At 58.8% G+C, this 20,823-nt stretch carries 22 protein-coding genes; 21 read left to right on the top strand and 1 reads right to left on the bottom strand.

Features of this window, described 5'->3' with window-relative positions; genetic code table 11:
• Positions 1 to 9: 9 nt before the first annotated feature.
• The 18 genes from OLX77_RS04575 to OLX77_RS04660 all read left to right on the top strand — a co-directional run bounded on the left by OLX77_RS04575 (position 10) and on the right by OLX77_RS04660 (position 14,280).
• Positions 10 to 444 (top strand): gp436 family protein, encoded by a 435-nt coding sequence (locus OLX77_RS04575; RefSeq protein WP_307632407.1) that lies wholly within the window; start codon positions 10 to 12, stop codon positions 442 to 444.
• A gap of 3 nt (positions 445 to 447) precedes the next feature.
• On the top strand, positions 448 to 966 hold the full coding sequence (locus OLX77_RS04580; protein ID WP_307632408.1) for a phage protein Gp37: 519 nt from the start codon (positions 448 to 450) through the stop codon (positions 964 to 966).
• Between the two features lie 11 nt (positions 967 to 977).
• On the top strand, positions 978 to 1,157 hold the full coding sequence (locus OLX77_RS04585; protein ID WP_307632409.1) for a hypothetical protein: 180 nt from the start codon (positions 978 to 980) through the stop codon (positions 1,155 to 1,157).
• The gene (locus OLX77_RS04590; RefSeq protein ID WP_307632410.1) at positions 1,157 to 2,587 is read left to right on the top strand and encodes a phage tail sheath subtilisin-like domain-containing protein; all 1,431 of its coding nucleotides are present in this window, start codon (positions 1,157 to 1,159) and stop codon (positions 2,585 to 2,587) included. Before OLX77_RS04585 ends, OLX77_RS04590 begins: the two co-directional genes overlap by 1 nt.
• A 62-nt stretch (positions 2,588 to 2,649) precedes the next feature.
• Positions 2,650 to 3,003, top strand: a complete 354-nt coding sequence (locus OLX77_RS04595) for a hypothetical protein (protein WP_307632411.1) — start codon at positions 2,650 to 2,652, stop codon at positions 3,001 to 3,003.
• Between the two features lie 2 nt (positions 3,004 to 3,005).
• On the top strand, positions 3,006 to 3,365 hold the full coding sequence (locus OLX77_RS04600; RefSeq protein WP_307632412.1) for a hypothetical protein: 360 nt from the start codon (positions 3,006 to 3,008) through the stop codon (positions 3,363 to 3,365).
• A gap of 119 nt (positions 3,366 to 3,484) precedes the next feature.
• Positions 3,485 to 5,290 carry a phage tail tape measure protein gene (locus OLX77_RS04605; RefSeq protein ID WP_307632413.1) on the top strand — a complete coding sequence of 602 codons (1,806 nt, stop codon included), beginning with the start codon at positions 3,485 to 3,487 and terminating at the stop codon, positions 5,288 to 5,290.
• A gap of 13 nt (positions 5,291 to 5,303) precedes the next feature.
• A complete protein-coding gene (locus tag OLX77_RS04610) occupies positions 5,304 to 6,614 on the top strand; it encodes a DNA circularization protein (RefSeq protein WP_307632414.1) in 1,311 nt (436 codons plus the stop codon).
• The gene (locus OLX77_RS04615) at positions 6,604 to 7,677 is read left to right on the top strand and encodes a phage baseplate assembly protein (protein WP_307632415.1); all 1,074 of its coding nucleotides are present in this window, start codon (positions 6,604 to 6,606) and stop codon (positions 7,675 to 7,677) included. The genes OLX77_RS04610 and OLX77_RS04615 overlap by 11 nt, the downstream gene beginning before the upstream one ends.
• On the top strand, positions 7,674 to 8,240 hold the full coding sequence (locus OLX77_RS04620; protein ID WP_307632416.1) for a phage baseplate assembly protein domain-containing protein: 567 nt from the start codon (positions 7,674 to 7,676) through the stop codon (positions 8,238 to 8,240). The genes OLX77_RS04615 and OLX77_RS04620 overlap by 4 nt, the downstream gene beginning before the upstream one ends.
• A gap of 1 nt (position 8,241) precedes the next feature.
• Positions 8,242 to 8,601, top strand: coding sequence for a phage GP46 family protein (locus OLX77_RS04625; RefSeq protein ID WP_307632417.1), 360 nt, complete (start codon positions 8,242 to 8,244; stop codon positions 8,599 to 8,601).
• Positions 8,601 to 9,371 (top strand): baseplate J/gp47 family protein, encoded by a 771-nt coding sequence (locus OLX77_RS04630; RefSeq protein ID WP_307632418.1) that lies wholly within the window; start codon positions 8,601 to 8,603, stop codon positions 9,369 to 9,371. The genes OLX77_RS04625 and OLX77_RS04630 overlap by 1 nt, the downstream gene beginning before the upstream one ends.
• Complete coding sequence (locus tag OLX77_RS04635; RefSeq protein WP_307632419.1) at positions 9,361 to 9,915, top strand: YmfQ family protein; 555 nt, start codon at positions 9,361 to 9,363, stop codon at positions 9,913 to 9,915. Before OLX77_RS04630 ends, OLX77_RS04635 begins: the two co-directional genes overlap by 11 nt.
• 9 nt (positions 9,916 to 9,924) lie before the next feature.
• Positions 9,925 to 11,277, top strand: a complete 1,353-nt coding sequence (locus OLX77_RS04640) for a phage major tropism determinant (RefSeq protein ID WP_307632420.1) — start codon at positions 9,925 to 9,927, stop codon at positions 11,275 to 11,277.
• A 107-nt stretch (positions 11,278 to 11,384) separates the two neighbouring features.
• A complete protein-coding gene (locus OLX77_RS04645; protein WP_307632421.1) occupies positions 11,385 to 11,819 on the top strand; it encodes a hypothetical protein in 435 nt (144 codons plus the stop codon).
• The gene (locus tag OLX77_RS04650) at positions 11,816 to 12,046 is read left to right on the top strand and encodes a hypothetical protein (protein WP_307632422.1); all 231 of its coding nucleotides are present in this window, start codon (positions 11,816 to 11,818) and stop codon (positions 12,044 to 12,046) included. The genes OLX77_RS04645 and OLX77_RS04650 overlap by 4 nt, the downstream gene beginning before the upstream one ends.
• Before the next feature lie 157 nt (positions 12,047 to 12,203).
• Entirely contained in the window at positions 12,204 to 12,968 is a 765-nt protein-coding gene (locus tag OLX77_RS04655; RefSeq protein ID WP_307632423.1) for a DNA adenine methylase, read from the top strand.
• 166 nt (positions 12,969 to 13,134) lie between these two features.
• A complete protein-coding gene (locus OLX77_RS04660) occupies positions 13,135 to 14,280 on the top strand; it encodes an iron-containing alcohol dehydrogenase (RefSeq protein ID WP_307632424.1) in 1,146 nt (381 codons plus the stop codon).
• 91 nt (positions 14,281 to 14,371) lie between these two features.
• Here OLX77_RS04660 and OLX77_RS04665 read toward each other — a convergent pair whose 3' ends face one another.
• Positions 14,372 to 16,072 carry a B12-binding domain-containing radical SAM protein gene (locus OLX77_RS04665; RefSeq protein ID WP_307632425.1) on the bottom strand — a complete coding sequence of 567 codons (1,701 nt, stop codon included), beginning with the start codon at positions 16,070 to 16,072 and terminating at the stop codon, positions 14,372 to 14,374.
• Between the two features lie 185 nt (positions 16,073 to 16,257).
• Here OLX77_RS04665 and lgt point away from each other — a divergent pair, with 185 nt between their 5' ends.
• From lgt to rpe, 3 genes are all read left to right on the top strand, one after another.
• Positions 16,258 to 17,055: a prolipoprotein diacylglyceryl transferase gene (lgt, locus tag OLX77_RS04670; RefSeq protein ID WP_307632426.1), complete on the top strand. Its 798-nt coding sequence runs from the start codon at positions 16,258 to 16,260 to the stop codon at positions 17,053 to 17,055.
• A gap of 394 nt (positions 17,056 to 17,449) precedes the next feature.
• A complete protein-coding gene (locus OLX77_RS04675; RefSeq protein ID WP_307632427.1) occupies positions 17,450 to 20,164 on the top strand; it encodes a M16 family metallopeptidase in 2,715 nt (904 codons plus the stop codon).
• A gap of 1 nt (position 20,165) precedes the next feature.
• On the top strand, positions 20,166 to 20,822 hold the full coding sequence (gene rpe / locus OLX77_RS04680) for a ribulose-phosphate 3-epimerase (RefSeq protein ID WP_307632428.1): 657 nt from the start codon (positions 20,166 to 20,168) through the stop codon (positions 20,820 to 20,822).
• Position 20,823 lies beyond the last annotated feature (1 nt).

Consider the following 20,823-nt stretch of genomic DNA (forward strand, 5'->3'; position numbering starts at 1 on the left):
GGCTGAACCATGTACTGCACCTTGGTTGATATCCGGGCAACGGTTCCGGAGAATGATCTGATCCAGTTGACCGACGATACGACCCCGCCGGTTGCGGTCAATCAGGTAAATGTGGACCGGGCCATCACCGATGCCGGTGAGCTGATCGACGGCTATCTCCGTGGGAGGTACACCCTGCCCCTCTCCCCGGTGCCTGGGCTGCTCAATACCCTGGCCGCCGACGTGGCGATCTACCGGCTGTATGCCAGGCGGATCAAGCTCACCCCGCCGGAGGGCGTTACCGAGCGGTACAAGAGTGCCCTGAAGATCCTGGAGCAGATCCAGACCGACAAGATCTCTCTCGGGTCGGAAGGTAGCGGCGGCGCGGCGACCCCGGAGGCAGGCGGGGCTGTTGTGTCCGGCCCGGCCAGACTATTCAGCCGCGACAGCATGCGAGGGTTCTAATCTATGCTTACCCAGATCGAAGATGCGATCGTCGCCCGCATAAAAACAAAGCTGGGCAGCACTGCCGGGATGGTTGCCGTGCAGAAAGGGGCCGAAGGTATCCCGCACCCGGCCGTCTATGTCTCCACCGAGGCGGCGCAGTTCGAGAAGGTCACCATGCAGAGCTACCGCCAGGAGGTGACGATCTTTGTTGATGTCATCTTCTCCCACCTGGCCAGTGAGGGTGAGCGGCGCAAGGGGGTGTATCTGATCCTGCAAGGCATCGTCCAGACCCTGTTGCTGCAAAATTTGGGGCTGGCCATCAAAGCCTTGGTGCCGCGCAACTGGAAGAATGTCACCACCGAGGAATTCAGGGAGAAAGGGCTCATCGTCTACTCGCTGGAGCTGGCTACCTCGTTTGTTATTACGAAGCTCGATGAAGAGGAGGTCGCGGATCTGCTCACGGTCGGCTTCAATTACTACCTGCAAGATCCGGCGGATGACGGAGTGGCCGACGCCTCGGATGAGTTAACCCTTTTGTAAGGAGAAGACCCATGAGAGTAAAAGCCGCGCCGGGCCTCAAGTGCCCGATGGAAGGCAAGCCCAGAGAGTACATCACCGACAGCAAGGCGGTGGAGGTATCTGAATCTCCATATTATCGCCGCCTGGTCACCGATGGCTCCCTGATTGAAGTCGCAGCAGCCCCGCAAAAAGTCAAGGGAGGTGACCGGTAATGGCATCCAAGAATATCAGCTTTGACACCATCCTTGCCAGTCTCCGCAAGCCTGGCAAGTACGGCGAGTTTAATCTCAGGCTGGCGGTTCGGACTCTGCCAGCCAACAAACAGCGCATGCTGATAGTGGGCCAACGGCTGGCCGCTGGCTCCGTGGCCGAAAAGGTGCCCACCTTGGCCTTTTCCGATGCACAGGCGGCCGACTACTTCGGCCAGGGCTCAGTGGCCCACCTGATGACCAGGGCGGCGATCGTGGCTAACCCCTACCTGGACCTCACCATCGTGGCGCTTGATGATGCCGCTACCGGGGTGGCGGCGCTCGGCAGCACCAAGATCAACGGGCCTGCCACCAGTTCCGGCAGCAACACGGTATTTATCGCCAACCGAAAAATTGAGGTGGGTGTCGTCAGTGGCGATACGGCCGCATCCATGGCCACGACACTTAACACCGAGCTGGCCAAATACCCGGACCTGCCGGTCACTGCAGAGGTGGATGGCGGAGACACGGAGAAAGTCAACTTCACGGCCAAGAACAAAGGCACGCTCGGCAACCAGATCGGCATCACTTTTTCATCCACCGCCACGGGCGTAACCTCCACCATTGTCGCCATGAATGGCGGTGCGGTGGATCCGGATATCGCCGCCGCTTTGGCTACGGTTTTTGCCGAGCAGTATCATGTGGTTGCCACTCCCTATAACGACGAGACCAGCATCACGGCGCTGCGCACCCACCTTTTCTCGGTGTCGGGTTCGCTGGAGAAACGACCTGGAATAGGGTTCTATGGCAACACCGGGGCGCTTGCCGCCACCACGACGCTCTCCGGCCTGATCAACGATGGCCGGATCTATGCGCCTTATCTGCGGGGTACACGGTCGTTACCCTATGAACTCGCTGCGGCATTCTCGTCCGTCGTGGCTTTTGAGGAAGATCCGGCCATGCCGCTCAATACTCTGGAGCTGAAAGGCATCCATGCCCCGGCCATCGATCAGCGGCTCTCTCGCACCGAGCAGGAGAACTGTCTCTACAACGGGGTTACACCGCTGGAGGTTGGCCCAGGAGAAAGGGTGCAGATCGTGCGTGCCGTCTCCACGTATGTTCAGGATGCCCAGGGGGTGGACGACATTTCCTTGCTCGACATCACCACTATCCGCTCGCTCGACTACAGCAGGAAAGCATGGCTGGACAGGATCTCTTTGCGCTTCCCTCGGTCGAAAAAGACCGCCAGGGTAAAATCGGCCATCTACACCGAGCTGCTTGATGTCTCTTACAAGCTGGAAGAGCTGGAGATTTTGGAAAACGTTGACGAGCACAAGTCTAAACTCCTTGTTGAGGACGATCTGCAAGATCCCACTCGGGTGAATGCAGCTATCCCGGCGGACGTGGTCAACGGCCTGCATGTGTTCGCAGCCCGGATTGACCTGTATCTGTAAGACAAAGCACGGCCACGGCTGACAACTGCTGACGGCTGTCAGCTAAAGAAAAGGAGAAACCCATGTCTGAATACGTATCGCGAGTGCTTCTGGAGGTTAACGGCCAGGAGATTGATGATTTCAAAACCGTCACCGAGGGCGAGGTCGAACTCGCCAAACAGGTGAAGTTGATGAACAAGACCGGCTCCATGGACACCACCCCGCGCTACACCGTCGATGTGGAGTACGTGGTGCCAGCGGATGCGCCCGAATTTGATTTCGAGGGCGTAAAAAATGGCACCCTGACCATCGACAAGCAAAACGGGGTGAGGGTGACCTATACCGGGGTAACTCGCCTCAAGATCGGCAGCGTTAAATACGACGGCGACAATGAAGCGACCAAAACCATTAACTTCGGCGCAGCCGGGAAGGTGTAGCGATGCTGGAAGAGAAAGGGACATTGCCGTTCGGCATCGAGAGGGATGGGGCTGTGCATCGCAAGTATACCCTGCGGGAGCAGTTGGTCTGTGACGCGATCGAGGTATTCGATTCCGACGATGCGGAACGGGCAGGAAAGAGTGATTCATTCTTCGGGGTGTGCGTCATGGCCCAGCGGCTGTCGGTGGATGGCATCCCGCAGGAAGAGATCACTACGGCCCTGCTGATGACCATGCGCCAGACAGACTTCAACGAGCTGGCCGCTGCGGACAAGAGGCTGGAAGAGAAGAGGCGCACGTTTCGAGGCGCGGCTGAAGCCGCAGCGAAAGCTCCAGATAGCGTTGGTGAAGCTGGGGCTTAGCTACCAGGAGACTCTAACGATGCCGGAGGGAGAGGCCATGGGTCTTCTCCTTGCCCACGAAGAGCTTGTCTCCCCGAAGAAGAAAAAGACCTACGTCGTAAAGAGGAAGAAACCGAGCCATGGCCGATAACATGAAACTGTTCCTGGAGCTGGTCGCAAATGCGTCCGGCTTCAAGACGGAAATGAACAGCTCGAAAAGCGCGGTGACACGGTTTGCCCGTGGCGCGAAGAGTGAACTGGACGCGTTGAAAGGTGCGTTCGGTTCTGTTCATGGCCAGTTGGCTTCTCTCGGTGTCGGTATCGGAGCCGTCAAGATCATGATGGACTCCGCCCGGCTCGACAAGTCGCTGACCCAGATCGGCCAGACCGCCGGAGAAGGGAGCGGCAAGGTGTCGGCGCTGCGAGCGGAACTCTTTGCTCTGTCCAGAGAATCAGGTCAAGGCGTTGAGGATCTGCGAGACGGGTTCAACTCCCTGGTGCAGTCCGGGCTCAACATGAAAGAGTCCAAGGAGGCATTGAAAGGCATCAATACGGCCATGGCCGTGACAGGTGCCAACGCTCAGACTTTGTCGTCCGGACTTACTGTTGCGGCCACTGCTTACAACTTTGACCTGGCCAAGCCAGGGATGGCACTGGATATGCTCGACAAGATGACCGTGGCTGGTCGTCTAGGAAATGCCGAGCTAGAGAACCTCTCCTCCATCTTCGCCAGGGTCGGGGTCAATTCGGCCAGCGCTGGTATGGGTTTTGAAAAGACCCTTGCCTTTATCGAGGGGCTGTCCATGGTGGAGAAAAACCCTGAGCGTCTGGCCACTTTGGCAGACAGCACCATGCGGGTATTCACCAATCTCAAGTACATGTCCGAGGCGCAGAAAGGCACAGGGGTCAAGTTTTTCGATGCGAAAGGCGCACGGCGTGACGCCCTGGACGTGCTGGGTGACATCAAGAAGAAATACGACACCCTCACCACCGATCAGCAGCGGGCGGTCTTCATCCAAAAGGCATTCGGCCATGCCGACCTTGACACCATCAAGGGTATCAAGACCTTGCTTCAGGGCGATGCCTTGGACAAGGTGCGTGAGTTCTCTGCCACCATCAGCGATGCCGGGGGCACCTTGAAAAGGGACTTCTCTGAAGCGACCCGGAACCTGATCGACCAGACCGGCATGCTGAAAAACGACCTGCGTGAAGCGGCGGACGGATTTGTCCAACCGATAAACAAGACCCTGGGGCAGTTCATCCAGTTTGCCCGAGATAAAAAAGAGAATGGCGGCCTGGATCTGGACGGGAAAGAGATGATCATGGGCGGGCTCGGCGGCACGTTTGGGACCCTGCTGCTTGCGAGATATGGCGCCAAAAGTGTGGGCGCAGCGGTCAAGAAGATGCTCGGTCACGGTAGCTCCGTTGGCCTGGGAGTAGCCGAAGGCAAAGCCCTGGAAATGGCGGCGGGGGTGACGCCGGTTTTTGTCGTCAATTGGCCAGGTGGTTTTGGTGCGGGAGGAGCGGCGGCAGTTGCCGAGACTGCTGCAGCGGCTGCTGGCGGTGGCTCCACATTGGCTGCTGCTGCTCCTCTGGCCATCCCGCTTGCCACTGCCGTTGTCGCTGAACTATCCATGGTCATCGGCAAGGCAATAACCGACGCTCAGGTCTCCGCATCGTCGCAAGAGACTCTGCGCAGCCTCCGGGGTCGGCACATGGTCATGGGGGGCGGCGAAGACAGCTATCAGGTGAAAGCAATCGATTCCGTGCTTAATCGTGGCTATGAAGGTGGTAGAGGCCAGATGAAAAACGACATCAACCTGAGTATCGCCATTGACGGCAACAACCGGGTGGTAACGCAAACCAGCGACCCGAACACCCATACCAAGATCAACACCATGCGGCGCGGCAGCTTTGCCCCTGCGGCTATGGCTTCGTCCCATTAAGAGGATCACCTGAATGCCTGATCTTTACCCAGCAGAACTCGACGGTTTCGCCCTGGAGATAGAAACCATCGACGATGCGTTCGAGAAAGCCATCGTCCGGCATGAGTACCCGTTTAAGGACGGGGCGCTCCTGGAGGACATGGGCCAGAAGGCGCGGGTCGTGAAGTTCCGCTGCTATTTCTGGGACGATGGGGCGGATCATGAAACCTACGACACCCACCAGGAGCTGGTGGACCATCTGGCCTCTCTGGAGATCAGTGAGCTGGTCCATCCGAAATACGGGCCGCTGCGAGGCTGCGTCGAATCGATGTCGGTGCGCCATGACGAGCGACAGCGGACGGCGGAGATCGACATCACCTTTGTCCATGGCCTTATCGAGGACGGCGGCGATACCAGCCACACGGATGTCGAGGCGGTGGCCGAGGAGGCATACAACGACGGCATCGAAGACCAGAAACGGGAGTTTGCCGACGATGTAAGGGACGCCCTGGGGCCGGAAGCTTCCGGCATCCTGGACCGAGTGCTTGACCCGGCGCTGGGAATCGTGGAGCAGTTCCAGGACGTGTCCACCAAGGCCAGAAACTACCTCAAAACGGTTGAGACCTACGTCGGCACCATGCAGGCTACGCTGAATACCATCGCCAATCCGGCCAACTCCCTGGTCTCCACCATAAATTACGGCACCAACCTGCCCGGCCGGGTAATCGGCAGCCTGAGCCGAGTCGTGGAGCGCTATGCCCTGCTCTACGACACGCTCCGTTCCGCCCCGGCCAGGTTTGTGGACAGCATGACCTTCGGCCTCAAGGGGCTGGCGAACGCCTCGGGCAAATTCTCCAAAACCACGACCATCGCGGCGGCAAGCCATACCGCGCTGCAGACCGCCTATTGCTACAAGGCGGATGAGACGCTACGGGTGGCCCAGAAAAAGAATGAAGGGGTTCGGGCCTTTGATGTCCTGGGGAATTACACGGCTCCGGCAGCGGCCGGCACCGGGGTTTCGTCCCTCGCCCCTGAAACGACCATGACGGTGAATGAGCTTGAAAGCAGCCTGGCTGTTGTGCGGGCAAGTCTTCAGGAGGCCGTGGAGCTGTCTCGGCAGAGCACCAGCCTGAAACAGCAGGCCCTCCAGCTCCAGATCCATGTGAGCAATATCAAGCTGGAGCGGGAGAAGATTATCCGGATCCTGCTCGACAACCCCATGCCGCTGCATCTGGTCTGCCTGCGATACGGCCTGCCCTATAACGCCGCCGAGCGGTTGCTGACGATCAACGCTATCCGTAACCCCAATTGCGCCAGCGGCGAGGTGGGCGTGTATGCCTCCTGATAACGTTACCCTCCAGATCGGTGGCCAGCGGATCGAGCGGTTCGCCTCGTACTCGGTGGAAGCGGATATCTACACGGCGGACGATGCCTTTTCCCTGGAGGTGGCCGCTCCCGAGATAGAGATCAAGCGAGGGCAGCAGTGCCAGCTGTACGTAAACGACACCCTGGAGCTGACCGGCATCATCGACAAGCGCTCCCGTAAATATGACAAGAGCGGCTCGCTTGTTATGCGGATCGAGGGACGGGATCTGATGGGGCTCCTGGTGGACTCCTACTGCGAGGAGTTTGTCACAGTCCAGGGCAAGAAGCTCTCGGAGCTGGCGGCAATGCTGCTCAAGACCGTGCCGTTCATCAACCGCAAGCAGATCCAGTACCAGGAGAATATCGTCGGTAAGCTGAAGGGCAAGAAGCGGAGCGTGGACACCCCGCTGATCGGCTACCTGGACACCCCGCAGAAGATCTCGCAGATCGCGCCGGGCATGACCGTGTTCGAGGTGCTGCGGACCTATGCTGCCAGCCGGGGGTTGATGTTTTTTGCCCTGGCGGACGGTACCCTTGTTTTCGGCAGGCCGAAGGCCAAGGGCGAGCCGATGTTTACGCTCACCAACACGAAGAGCGGGGTCGGCAACAATGTGCTGGAGGGCGAGGAGGTCGATGATATCTCGAAGCGGTACTCGAAGGTGACGGTTATCGGCCAGGCGCAGGGCCAGGATGATGACGGCATGGACGCCACCAAGATCACCACTAAGGGCGTGGTGGAAGATAAAGAGCTTCCCTTCTACAAGCCCTTTGTCACCAGGGATAACAACGATTCGCAAAGCCCGGCGCTCCACGCCAGGTTCTTGATGGAGCAGCAGCGGCACCAGGGCTATCAGCTCCACTATAAGGTCCAGGGCCACAGCCAAAACGGCAAGAACTGGCAGATAAACGAGCTGTGCGAGGTCCATGACGAAGTGCTGGGGGTCGATGGGGTGTTTCTTATCTACGGCCGCACCTTTGACCGCTCCCGATCGGACGGAACCATCACCAGGCTGAAGCTTGGGCCTCCGGGGTTGGTGCAATGATCAGGGTTCGCATCACATCTATGTGGGAAGGGGTGATCAAGCGCTTCAGCGCCTCCGGCCGGGCTGGGGAGACCTTTACCGATCGGGAGGTTTTTCAGCACTACGGGTACACCTCGCGGCCCCTGCCGGGTGCGGAGGGGATTGCCGACAAGGATGGGAACCACATCGTTCTGGTCGCCTCGGATGACCGGCGTTACCGGATACCTATCGAGGAGGGCGAGGTTGCCCTGTATGACGATCAGGGCATGGTCATTCATCTGAAGCGTGGAAAAGAGGTCCATATATATGGATGCGACAAGCTGACCGCGGATGTCGGAGCAGAAGCCAAGATCACCGCGCCGGTGGCCACGGTGGTTGCCGCCACCAGCTGCCAGGTGACCAGCCCCATAATTAACCTGGGCGGCGACCGCGGATCACTGCGGTCACTCATCGACGAGCGGTTCCTTGCCCTGTTTAACGGCCACAATCACGGTGGAATACAGCCCGGCAGCGGCAATAGCGCCGGGCCGAACACAACGCTGACGCTGGGCAACACTTGCACCAGCATCACCAAGGCGGGCTGAGATGGATTTCGCAATCACCCTACAGGATGGCCAGGCCCAGATGACCTTCGTCGGGGCTGGCAACATCTTCAATAATATCTACCTCAGCCTGACCGTGAAAAAAGGCTCCTTCTTCCACAACCCCGCCTTCGGTCTGCGGCAGCGGGGCAGGCTGAAAAACACCGAGGCCACGGCGGCGCTGATCCGCCACGATTATAAAGAGGCCCTGCAATGGCTCATCGATACAGGCCGCGCCCGGTCGGTGGATGTCTCGTCGGAACGTGACCGTCGGCAGGATCTGAATCGCCTGAAATTGCTGGTCGAAGTCGTGCAGGCGGACGGCCGCACGGTGACATTCACGACATTCAAAGAGGTGGTGTGATGGCCTTTGGAAAAAGCTTCGACGAGATCTTGAACGGCATTCTGACCGACTTTCAAAACATTTTCCCTGGCGTTGATGTCTCCCAGGGGAGCCTCGCCTATATGAAGGCAGCGGGCTACGCCTCGGCCTTGTGGGGGCTTTACAAATATCAGCACTGGATCAGCAGGCAGGCGTTTCCGGATACAGCCGACACCGAGGCCCTGGAGCATCATGCCTGGGTTCGCGGCGTTCCCCGCACGGCTGGAGAGAATGATGCCGACTACCTGGCGCGGTTGCTCGGTTACATCCGGCAGCCACCGGCCGGGGGCAACAAATACGATTATGAAAAATGGGCAAAGGAGGTCGATGATGTGCAGGCTGCCTATGCCTTCCCGCTGGCCCAGGGGGCAGAGAGCGTGGATGTGGTTATCCTGGCCAACGCGACCACCACCGGCTCCGAGATTCCGGATCAGGCTTTGATTGATGCCGTGGCCGCTTATATCGCCGATCTCCGCCCGGTGGGAGCGCGGTTTGTCCGAATCCTGGCCCCGACCATTGTTCTCCAGGACGTGACCATGACCGGGGTGGGCAGCGCCTTGGCCGCAGCAGTGCAAGCCGACATCGAGGCATATCTGACGGTCTTTGAGCCTGGGCAAGAGCTGTATCTGCCGCAGCTGTCTGCCCGTGCCACGGAAAATGGGGCAGGCAATCCGGTGATCTCGTTACCGGCTGCCACGGTTACTCCGGCATCCTATGAAATGCTGCGGCCAGGAGTGATCGATGTCAGTTAACAAAGACACCCTGCGCCTCCTGTTTCCGGTTGAGTTAGGTGGCGACCATGACGCGGATCTGGAGCTGGATGCCAAGCATCTGGACATCGCCCAGGCCAGCGCCGAGACCTTGCTCACGGAGATGTTCCCGGACACCACAAACCTGCTGCTTGTCGACTGGGAGCGGGTGCTCGGCTTGACGCCCGGTGTGGATGACCCGCTGCAATACCGCCGCGGCAAGATCGTGCGGAAAATACGCGAAAAGGGCGGGCTCTCGATCCCTTACTTTATCCGTCTGGCCGAGGCCCTGGGCTACGTGGTCGAGATCGTAGAGCCGCTGCCGTTCATGGCGGGCTGGGGAGCTGCCGGAGATGAACTGTTTGATGACTCGGTCATCTATCAGTGGGGGCTGGAGATATACAATCAGCCGATCTATGAGTTTCGGGCGGATGGATCTGCGGCGGGAGAGATGTTGTCCTGGTGGGATTCGCAAACCCTGCTGGAGGAGTTGTTCAGGGAGCTGAAGCCTGCGCACACCTTCGTTTACTTCAGCTACATTATATAAGGAGGAACCATGCGAAGAATAGGAACGCAAGACGGGCTTTTTAATGGGGGAGATCCGGCGACCAACACCAAGGGTACGGTAGTTACCGACGACTGGCTGAATGCGGTGCAAGAAGAGTTGGCTGGGGTTGTGGAGGGACTTGGGGGAACACTCGACCCGTTGGATAACGGACAGCTTTTTGACTGGCTGCTTGCCTCGTTTGCCATGAAGAGCGGCTCAGTAACTCAGCTTTTTCGGGCCGCTACTGCCGTAGGCTCTAGCGATGTGGTTCCGCTGGCGCAGGTTCAAAGCCTGATTGCCGGGGTAAACAACAACCCCTACGGCTTCTACAAGCGCGAATCAGGCAGCCAGGCCTTCACCAAAACCGGCGCGTCCACCATCTCCGTCAAGGCTGGGGTGGTGGCTATTGTTGGCTCCACCAAGGTTTCCGCCGCTGTGGATACCGCCATAGTCATGCCCGCCCTCACCGCAGGCACCGACTACGCCATCTACGCCTGCACCGATGGCACCGTGCGGGCCGATGCCTCGTTTACCGCGCCCACGGGCTACACCACCGAAACCTCGCGGCTCATCGGCGGCTTTCACTATGGCCTGGTGGCCCCTGGCACCACCGTGGCGGGCGGCTCGTTCGCCACTACGGACAACGGTATGATCTGGACCCAGGCGGATGTTGATCTCATTGCCGGGATCAATGCCTGGTCGATTTGGGATCTCCGATGGCGGGCTTCGTCCAACGATTCGTTGCTGCGGGCGCAGAAGGGATTTACGTTTGTCAACGGGTTGTGGGTGGCCAACTATCTCTGCTCCACCGACCATATCGCCAACGGGCTATCCAAGGCAGGCACCAACATCGCCTCCGGCACGGTCTTGCCTAAAAAGCCGCTTGCCTTTGGCGGCGATGGCACCGTCACGTATCCAAATATGAATTGGTGGACGGCAAACGAGATCGTCCGGGCCTATGGCGCCAAGCTCATGCGGGAGAGCCTCTTTGTGGATGCCGCTTTCGGGGTGACGGAGAATCAGTCCATCGACTCCACCGCTGCTACCTACCCCACCACCCAACGCAACGCTGGCTACACCAGTAAGTATGGGTTGGAGCAGGCTAGCGGGCATCATTATACCTGGGGGGAGGACACTGGCCAGTTTTACGACACCACGACATGGTCGTGGAAGGCCGTCAACGGAGGCCGAGGACAAGTCGACACTCAAGGCACCTACGGTTTAGCTCGGGTTCTCTTGGGCGGCCATCGGGCGCACGGCGTCAACTCCGGTTCGCGGAGCTCGTACTGGTCCGACTCCCCGTGGGACTCGTACTGGCCTATGGGTGTCCGCGCCGCCTGTGACCACCTGAATCTTGTGTAGCCGGGCGACAGCCCGGCTTTGGAAAAAATTATGATGGGGAATGCCATGGAAAGAACCAGCCAACGGGTCAAAACCCACAACCTGCTGAACCGCCTGGAGGTAGCTGTATGAACTATTATCACCCCGAGACCTTGGAACATATCCGCAACCCGCTGCCAGCCGTGGCTGATTGGGCCGGGAGCACGGAGCTGGAGCCGCCCGCCTATAACCCCCAGGCTGAGAGTTGTCGGTTTGTGGCCGGGGTGTGGGCCGTGGAGGTGAATGCGCCGCCTGCGCCGACCATTAAAGAGTATCAGGATGCGGTGCAGGCGATGCTGGACGCCAAGGCGCGGGAGAAAAACTACGAAGGCATCCTGTCGCTATGCTCATACGTGACCAGCACGAACCCCACATTTGCAGCCGAGGCCGCCGCCGGGGTGGCTGGCCGGGATGCAGCTTGGTCCACTTGTTATCAAGCTCTTGCGGATGTGCAGAACAACCTGCGCACCGCACCGACGGTGGCGGGATTGCTGGCTGAAATTCCGGCTATTGTGTGGCCATGAAACAGGTCGCCATCGCCATTGACCAGCTCCTGAATGCAATCCTGGGCGGCTGGGCGGACGAGACCCTATCTGCCCGCATGTGGCGGCACCGGGCTTTGCCATGGTGGCGGGAGGCACGGTGGCTGGTTGACAAGCTGTTTTTCTGGCAACCGAACCATTGCTACCAGTCTTTTGTTTCGGAGTTGCAGCGCAAGCAGTTGCCGGAAGATTATCAAGAGGGAATGTAAGGACGGGACTGGGGGCTGCGTCAACAGCCCCCGAACCATCCACCCGTGCGAACACACGGAATGGAGGCCCGCAGGAATACCTGCTTTCGTCCCGGTGCTGTGGTACAGCAGCCAAGGAACGTAGCATAATGCCTGCCCATATTCAAGGACGGAAACAATGGGCTCACTGATACCGTATTTTGGAGGCAAGACCAGACTCGCAAAACGCATCATCGAGAAGATCCCGGCACATGGCTGTTATGTGGAGGTGTTTGCAGGGAGTGCCACGGTGCTCTTCACCAAGGAGCCATCCAGGGCCGAGGTGCTGAATGACTTCGACCAAGAACTGGTCACGTTGTACCGGGTGATCAAGCACCACCCCCTGGAGTTCCACCGCCAGTTCGAGTTGAGCCTGGTGAGCCGCGATGAATTCGCGCGGATGCTGCAAGTGGTGCCGGAAACCCTCACCGATATACAGCGGGCGGTGCGCTATTTCTACCTGCAAAAGAACAGCTTCGGCGGCAAGGTCACTGGCCAGACCTTCGGCACCTCCACCTCTGGCCCTCCTCGGCTCAACCTGTTCAACCTAGAGCGCACCATTCATGACGCCTGGCTGCGCCTCGCCCAGGTGACCATCGAGCGGTTGGACTTCCGGAAGCTGATTCCCAAATACGACCGCCCGCACACCCTCTTCTTCCTCGACCCACCGTACTGGCAGATCCCCGGCTATCGCCACGATTTTAAGGAGCAGGACTTCCACGACCTGGCCAGTACCCTCTCAAGCATCCAGGGGCGTTTTTTGATGACCATCAACGATACGGCGGAGGTGCGGGAGATATTCAGGATGTTTAAGATCGAGGAGGTGAAGCTACGGTATTCGATGAGCCGAAATGGCAATGCCAGGAGTAAGGAGCACACCGAGTTGTTGGTGGCGAATTACTGATGCGGTGTTGATGGTTTTGAATTAGAATTTTTCTGCGTTTACTTGCAAGATTTTCTTATTTTGCGTGCGAGCTTACACCCAAAAGTGATAGATTATTTTCGACATTATACTCGCCTCTCTACCCAGCTTGAAAATCCAGATCATCCACCAGACGGAGGACTGACTCATGTTTGACTTCACCTTTCACAACCCAACCAAGATTATCTTCGGCGCAGACAAAGAGAGTCTGATCGGCTCGGAACTGACCGCCGCCGGGATCACCAAGGTGCTGTTGGTCTATGGCCGGAACTCGGTGGTCAAAAGCGGTCTGCTCGACCGGGTCCTGGCCAACCTCACAGCCAGCGGTATCGGTTGCACTCAGTTTGGCGGGGTGGACTCCAATCCGGTGCTTTCCCATACCAGGGAAGGCGTGGCCCTGGCCAAGCGGGATCAGGTGGAGGCGATTTTGGCGGTGGGCGGCGGCTCGGTCCTGGACGAGGCCAAGGCCATCGCGGTCGGCGCCCTGAGCGACAAGGATGTCTGGCAGTTCTTTGTCGGCAAAGAGGTGGAACGCGCCCTGCCTGTCTTCACCGTCCTGACCCTGGCCGCCACCGGCAGCGAGATGAACGGCAACTCGGTGGTCACCAATGCGGAAACCAAGCAGAAATACAACATCGCCTCGCCCCACGTCTACCCCAAGGTCTCCATCCTCAACCCGGAGCTGACCCATTCCGTGCCCCTGAATTACACGGCCTACAGCGCGGTGGACGCCATCGCCCATGTCCTCGAGGGCTACTTCACCAAAGAGCCCGGCACCCATCTCCAGGACCGGCTGGTGGAAGGGATCATCAAAACGGTGATCGAAACCACCGACCTGATCATGGCCGAACCCAGCCACGCCAAGGCACGCGCTTCCTTCATGTGGACCGCCACCCTGGCTTTGAACGGCCTGACCCCGGCCGGGATCGGGGAATACAGCTTTCCCAACCACATGATCGAGCACGCCATGAGCGCCATCTACAACATCCCGCACGGGGCAGGCCTTTCCATCGTGCTGCCCGCCTGGATGAAGTGGTATGAGGCAAAAAACCCCAGCCAGTTTGCCCGCTTTGCCAAGGAGATTTTCGGGCTCGATTCCGGCAAGGCAGGGATTGCCGCGCTGGAGCAGTGGTTTGTCACGATCAAGTCCCCGGTGCGGTTGGCTGAGGCGGAGATCCCGGCCACCGACATCGAGAAAATCGCCGAGAATGCCGAAGGGCTGGCCAAACAATGGGGGATCGGCGGGCTCTACCCCAAGGAAACCATCGCAGAGATCCTGCGGCTGGCGGTGTAGACAGGAGTTAAAAGTGAAAAGTTAAAAATGAAGAATGAAAAGTTAAGGGAAAGTTTTCCCGCTCTTCACCTCATTTTTCATTTTTAACTTTTCACTGCCCTTTTCCCTTCTCTTCCGGGAAAAACACCGTATGCTGCTGGCGTTGATGCCCTGCGACGCATTCCTGTTCCGGCAGGAAGCAGACATAGCCGCTTTGGCTTGACTGACCTTTGGATTCCGCCAAGCCGACCGCCTGCAGCAATTGCCCGGAAAACCTGGCAAAAATCCCCCGCTTGAAAAACTCGTTCTTGGTCAGCCGGGTATATTGCGGCGGAAGGGATTCCGGCAGATGGAGCCAGAGATAATCCCTGATCTCCTTGGACGACTCTGCGATAAGATAGGGGGGCATAATCCTCTGCCCGCTCACCAGCCAATCAAAGCGGAGCAGCTCACAAAACAGCTCCCCATCCTCCCGGGTCCGCGCCAGCTCCACCAGCATCCTGGTCATGAGCTCCTGGGTTTTCGCCAGAGAGAAAAAACCCGCCGTCTGACAGACGGTGAGTAATTGGGCGAAGAAGCCGAAAGGCTCATCGCCTTTTTTCATGATATAATTCAAGGTGTTACGGAAAAATCGGTTGTTGTAAAAGGCCTCCAGGCACTCGCCCAGCCAGTACAGGCGGCGCAGCTGGGCATGGTCCAGCCAGCGGGTGGCCAGCACCGAATAGGGCGGCGTGGCCGAGCTGACGAGAGCGAACTCCACTGCAGCCCGACTGATCGGGGTGCCGGGCAGCACCTTGAGCAAGCCCATCTGCAGATGGTGGGGCGCCATGGCCAAGGCCTCGTTCAACGAGGTCCGAAAGGTTGCTTCCGTTTCATAAGGAAGCCCTAAGATCAGATCCAGATGGAGGTGGATGTTGTCCAACCCCACCAGGCGCCGGATATTCTCCCCGGCCCGGGCCAGATCCATTTTCCGATTCACCGCCTGAAGGGTCTCCGGATTGGTGGACTGCAAGCCGATCTCAAACTGAAAGCGGTCGTGGGGAACCTGGGTCAGGAAAGCGAACATCTCTTCAGTGAAGAGATCCGGGGCGATCTCGAAATGAAAAAGGGTCTCCCCCGGCTGGGCCAGGAGAAACCGCCAGATGGCCAGGGCCCGCTCGGGCAGCCCGTTGAAGGTCCGATCCACAAAACGGATGATCTTCGGTCCATGGACCAGGATTATCGCCAGCTCCCGGTAGACCTCGTCAAGCTCCCGATACCGCACCCCATGCTCCACCGAAGAAAGGCAGTAACTGCAGGAAAAAGGGCAGCCGCGGGAAGATTCGTAGTAGATATTGCGGTTTTCCAGATGGGCGGCGAAATCGGGCTCCAGATACGGCATGGCAAATGGGGGGTTACCTGCAGCCCGGTACTCGGACTGCAGGGTTTTGGCGGCCAGATCGCGGAAGAAATCCTCCCCCAACCCTTCCACCTCGCCCCGGACAATGGCGCACCCTGCGGGCAAACTTTCCGGCCCCATGAAGGTTGCCTCGGGCCCGCCCAGGATGATCACCACTTCGGGCAGGACCCGCCGCAGGTCGCCAACCAACCGCAGGGTGTACTCGGCATTCCAGATGTATACGGAAAAACAGATAAGCTCCGGCTGATCGCCGGTGATCCGCAGCAGGGTCTGGTAATAGGGATCGTTGATCGTAAACTGGTGCAGGACGAGGGAGCTTTCCGGCAGCCCCTGCGCCAGGACGTTACGCACATGAAAGAGCGCCGGGCAAGAATGGGAGTAGCGGGCATTGAGGGTAATCAGGCTGATTTGCATTGTCTAACCTGCCGGGAAGAGGTACATATTCATTGTTACCGCAGAAGCGCAGGTAAGCAAACTGGATGAAAGTCCGAAGGTACACCATTTAATTTTTAAAACAATTCTATTCGCGTCTCTACGCCTTTGCGTTCAGTTTTCACCATTGAACTTTTCATTCTTAACTTTCAACTTGTAACTATCCCATGCTCCCCTACCCTGAGATCGACCCTATCCTCCTCCACCTCGGCCCCCTCCAGGTCCGCTGGTACGGCCTGATGTATGTTTTGGGCTTTATGGCCTCCTATCTGCTGGTCCGCCACCAGATCAGGCGATACAACCTCACCGTACTGGGCAAACATTTTGAAAATCTCAATCTGGTGCTGATCGTCAGCCTGGTGCTGGGCGCCCGCTTGGGCTATGTCCTCTTTTACAACCCCGCCTATTACCTGGCAAATCCGCAAGATATTTTGGCCACCTGGCAGGGCGGCATGTCCTTCCACGGGGCGCTGATGGGGATGTTGCTGGGCGGCCTGCTTTTCTGCAAAATCACCGGCCTGCCTTTCTGGCAGAGCGCGGATGTCTACATCATCACCACCCCCATCGGCTTGGGATTGGGACGAATCGGCAACTTCATCAACGGCGAGCTCTACGGCCGGATGAGCGATGTCCCGTGGGGTATGGTCTTTCCCGGGGGCGGGTCGATGCCGCGCCATCCCTCCCAGCTCTATGAAGCTTTCCTCGAAGGGGTCGTGCTCTTCTCCCTGCTCTGGCTTTTAAAAAACCGATACTGGCAACGGGGTTGGCCCACCGGTTCGCTCCTCGCCCTGTTTCTCCTCTTTTACGGGATTTTCCGCACCGTGGTCGAGCTGTTTCGCCAGCCCGACGCCCAGCTCGGCTTTTTATTCAATGTCCTTACCATGGGCCAGCTCTTGAGCAGCCTGATGATTGGTACCGGCTTGCTCATCCTCTTCTTGCGGCGAAAAAGCGCTGGGGCTGCCTGATCTCTTAATCATTAGCAAGAAACAAAAAGTTGCCCGCCCCCTAAGCTGTAAACGTTTAGAAGCGCTGCAGATGCGCGAAAGAGGCCTGTGAGCTATAGCCAGCCTATGCAAACAGGCCGATGACAAAGCAGATGCGGTGCTTCTGAATGTTTACGATCTCTTGACGCAGAATCCGTAGATGTTTACAGTGCTCAGGAGACAAAAAACAAGGCGCGGCGCGTATCCCACGAAAAATATGCTTTCGCCGCCTGTTACAACCCCTCGGCCAATAACCATGCCCCACACCAGACACCAAGGCGGCGCACACCACCGCACGCCAGACGCGAGGCCTGACTCCGGGTTCTTTCCCCGCTTTCAGCGACTCTTTTTCTTCCTTCTGCTCCTGTGTATAACCATGACCCCAACCTATGTTGAAGCTATTGAAATCGCCCCGCACCTGCATAAAAACAAGCTCGATAACGGCCTGACCGTCCTGGTCAAGGAGACCCCCGGCACCAAGGTGGCCACGGTCCAGATCTGGGTCAAGGCGGGAAGCATCTACGAAGATAAGCATGAGGCGGGGATCACCCATCTCATCGAGCATATGATCTTCAAAGGCACCCCCACCCGGGCACCCGGCGAGGTGGCCGGAGCCATCGAGGCGGTGGGCGGCCAGATCAATGCCTACACCTCTTATGAGTACACGGTGTATCACGCCACCCTCTCCTCCCGGAACTGGGCGGATGCCATGGAGGTGCTCACCGACGCGGTACTCCACTCCAATTTCGACGGAGGAGAACTGGAGCGGGAAAAAAAGGTGGTGCTGGAAGAGATCCGCATGCGCAAGGACCGGGCCAATATCGCCCTCTTTCAAGAGCTCATGGCCCAAGCTTACACGACGCACCCCTACCGGCTGCCCATCAGCGGCACCGCCGAGAGCGTCAGCGCTATCAGCCGCGACGACATCCTCCGCTACATGGAAAAACATTATTACCCGGGCAATTTCACCGTGGTGGTGGTGGGCGATGTCCGGGTCCAGCAGGTGGTGGATACGGTGAATTCTCTGATGGGGGGATTGCCCCGCAGCACAGCCAAGCCCCCCGCCATCGCCAAGGAACCGGAGCAAAAGGCAACCCGCTTTTTCTCCCTGAGCGAGGATGTCAACCAAACCCAGCTGGCTCTGTCCTTTGCCGGCCCTTCTTTCCGGGGGCAGGATGCGGCCGTGGTCGATGTGATGACCTCCATTCTCGGCAGCGGCGAGACCTCCCGGTTATATACCCGGCTGCGCAACGACACGGGTCTGGTCTACCGCATCGACGGCTCGGCCTTTACCCCCCGCGATCCGGGCTTGCTCGAATTTACCGCCACCCTGGATGCGGACAAGCTGGTGCTCGCCCTGGAAACAACGCTCACCGAGCTCTTCCGGATGAAACACACCAAGGTGAGCGATGAGGAGCTTGACCGGGCCAAACGCAACCTGGAGAGCGATTTCATCTTCAACCTGGAACGGGCCGAGGGCCAGGCCAGGATCTTGGGCTCCTTCGAGTTTCTGACCGGCGATCCCCGCGAGGACAAATATCTTGCCCGGGTCCGGGCGGTGAGCAAGGAGGATATCCAGCGGGTTGCCGCCTTCTATCTCCGGGGCGAGCATCTCACCGTGGGCACCATTGCCCCGCTGGGCACCACTCTGCCCCTGAATAAGGCGCAAGACCTGACCCCGATCATCGCCAAGGCCGAAGCCGCAGCCAAGCTAGGGCAGCCCGCCTCACAGGTGGACGATGCCTTTCTCACCGGGGTGCACCGCTTTGTCCTGAAAAACGGCATCCGCCTCCTGGTCCGGGAAAACCATGACGTGCCCACGGTTTCCGTCCGGGCCGTTCTGCCCGGCGGACTCCGCAGCGAGACCGCGACCAGCAACGGCGCCTTCGCCTTTATCAGCGAACTCCTGCCCAAGGGCACCCAAGAGCTGAGCGCGGAAGAGCTGGCCAAGAAAGTGGCCAACATGGCCGGCTCCATCGGCGGCTTCAACGGCAAGAACACCTTCGGGGTCAAGGGAGACTTTCTCTCCCGCTACACCAACAAAGGATTGGCCTTGGTGCGTGACATACTCCTTACCCCGGCCTTCTCGCCGGCAGAGGCCGAAAAGATCCGGCCGGAACTGCTCTCCCAGCTCAAGAATCAGGAAGACTCCCTGCCCAGCCTCGCCTTTAAGGAATTCAACAAACGCTTGTTCATGGGCCATCCCTACGGCCTCAATACCCAGGGCGAAGAGGCGGTCCTCCGCAACATCACCGTACCCGAGCTGAAACGGTTGTACGAAGAGCATGCCCGACCCGAGACCCTGGTTCTGGCCGTAGCCGGCGACGTCGACGCGGAAAAGATCAAGGAGCTGGCGGAAGAGCTTTTCTCCGGATGGCCCATGACCCCGCCGGAACAATCGCGGAGCAGTGAAAGCATGCTCCCCCCCGAGGTGCCGGCCGGCCCGGATATCATCAACATCCCCCGGGACAAACAACAGGTGCATATCATCATCGGTTTTCTCGGCACCACCCTGACCAGTGAGGACCGCTACCCCCTCGAGGTATTGGATACCGCCCTTTCCGGCCAAAGCGGCCGGTTGTTCACCGAGCTGCGCGATAAGCAGAGCCTGGCCTACAGCCTCTCCTCCTTCTCCCTTTTGGGGCTGGACACCGGCTCCTTCGGCATCTACATCGGCACCAGCCCGGACAAAAAGGATGAGGCGATCAAGGCCGTCTGGCAGCAGCTCTTCCGGGTAATGGAAGAACCGCTCAGCGAGGAGGAGCTGGTCAAGGCGAAGAATGTCCTGATCTCCAATTACGAGCTGGGCTTGCAGACCAGAGGGAATCAGGCGATGGAAATGGCCTTGAACGAGTCCTACGGCCTGGGCCAGGATTTCGGCAACCGCTATGTGCATGCCATTGAGCAGGTCGATGCCCAAACCGTGCTGGCCATCGCCCGCAAATACATCCGCCCCGCCAACTATGTGCAGGTCACGGTGGGGGCCAACCCCCTCCTCACGGTCCCGGAGGTTGCGGAGCCCAAAGAAACGACTGAACCGGTGCCGACCGCGACCGAACCCGCTATTCCTTCAGAAAAAACCGGTGAATAAGATGCTCAAGACCATGATCGCCCCCTCCATCCTTTCCGCGGATTTTGCCCGGCTGGGAGAAGAAATAACCGCAGTGGCCAAGGCTGGCGCCGATGTGATCCACATCGACGTGATGGACGGCCATTTCGTGCCCAACATCACCATCGGCCCCCTGGTGGTCAAGGCGGTGCGCAGGATCACCGACCTGCCGCTGGATGTCCACCTGATGATCGAAAACGCCGACGCCTATCTGGAAGATTTTGCCAATGCCGGAGCGGACTGGATCACGGTGCATGTGGAAACCGGCTATCACCTGCACCGGACCATCCACCGCATCAAGGAGCTGGGCAAGAAGGCAGGGGCGGTGCTCAACCCGGCCACCCCCCTGAGCAGCCTGGAAGAGATCCTGCCCGATCTGGACCTGGTCATGCTGATGACGGTGAACCCCGGCTTTGGCGGGCAGTCCTTCATCGAAAGCTCCCTGGCCAAGATCCGGCAGCTCAAAAAAATGATCGACGACCGGGGACTGCAGGTGGGGATTGAGGTGGACGGCGGGGTGAGCCCGAAAACCATCGGTCCCATTGCCGCGGCCGGGGCCAACATCTTCGTGGCCGGTTCCGCCGTGTTCGGCAAAGACGACTACGGTAAGGTTATCGCTGAATTGAAGGGCGCTTGCTGAA

The sequence above is a fragment of the Thiovibrio frasassiensis genome (genome assembly GCF_029607905.1).
In the GTDB taxonomy this organism is placed as follows: domain Bacteria; phylum Desulfobacterota; class Desulfobulbia; order Desulfobulbales; family Desulfurivibrionaceae; genus Thiovibrio; species Thiovibrio frasassiensis.